General features: G+C 67.8%; 1 protein-coding gene. It reads left to right on the forward strand.

Annotation, left to right across the window (positions count from 1 at the left end; genetic code table 11):
- A partial coding sequence (locus KDW55_RS29260) for an FAD-binding protein (protein ID WP_212161901.1) occupies window positions 1–596 on the forward strand: 596 nt, incomplete at both ends.

Raw genomic sequence — 596 nt, forward strand, 5'->3', positions numbered from 1 at the left:
GCGATCGAGTTCATGTGCCGCGAAGCGCCGAACGTCGTGTACGAGCTCGAACACTTCGGGATGCCGTTCGACCGTAACGCGGACGGCACGATCTACCAGCGCCCGTTCGGCGGGCACACCGCGAACTACGGCGAGAAGCCGGTGCAGCGCGCATGCGCGGCCGCGGACCGCACCGGTCACGCGCTGCTGCACACGCTGTACCAGCAGAACGTCGAGGCGAAGACGCAGTTCTTCGTCGAATGGATGGCGCTGGACCTGATCCGCGACGCGGACGGCGACGTGCTGGGCGTGACGGCTCTCGAGATGGAGACGGGCGACGTCTACATCATGGAAGGCAAGACGACGCTGTTCGCGACGGGCGGCGCAGGCCGGATCTTCGCGGCATCGACGAACGCGTTCATCAACACCGGCGACGGCCTCGGCATGGCGGCGCGCTCGGGCGTCGCGCTGCAGGACATGGAGTTCTGGCAGTTCCACCCGACCGGCGTGGCGGGCGCGGGCGTGCTGATCACCGAAGGCGTGCGCGGCGAAGGCGGCATTTTGCGCAACGCGAACGGCGAGCGCTTCATGGAACGCTACGCCCCGACGCTGAAGGA

The sequence above is a fragment of the Burkholderia sp. AU19243 genome (assembly GCF_018148075.1).
In the GTDB taxonomy this organism is placed as follows: domain Bacteria; phylum Pseudomonadota; class Gammaproteobacteria; order Burkholderiales; family Burkholderiaceae; genus Burkholderia; species Burkholderia latens_A.